The 305-nt window shown below is 74.4% G+C and carries 1 protein-coding gene; it reads left to right on the top strand.

Going from position 1 to position 305, the window contains the following annotated elements:
- The coding region (locus ACLZOT_RS51535) for a hypothetical protein (protein WP_416976183.1) at positions 1–305 on the top strand (305 nt) is incomplete at both ends.

Here is a 305-nt window from a genome sequence, read left to right as displayed (position 1 = left end):
CTGTTCGGTGTGGAGCTGGCCGTGGAGGGGTTCGGGCCCTCGGGGGTGGGGGAGGCCGGAGGGCGGCGGCGGGTTCCGGTCCGTGGAGGGGCCTTTGTCGATGAGTCGACGCCTCGGGTCACCTTTCTCGGGCGGGACGGGGGCCGAGGGTGGGGCGATCTATGCCGAATCGTTTCGGCAGCGCATGGCGGGGAGGGGCCGCCGATGCTGCCCCGGGAGGACAACCGGGGGGACGGCCTGATCGTGCTGCTCGGCGCCGACTCCGATGTCGGGCGTGCGCTCGCCGCCGGGCGTCCCGATCGGGC

Source organism: Streptomyces sp. 4F14, from assembly GCF_048159485.1.
GTDB lineage: Bacteria > Actinomycetota > Actinomycetes > Streptomycetales > Streptomycetaceae > Streptomyces.
The sequence above is the reverse complement of the archived record's forward strand: the minus strand, read 5'-3'. Positions and strand labels throughout refer to the sequence as shown.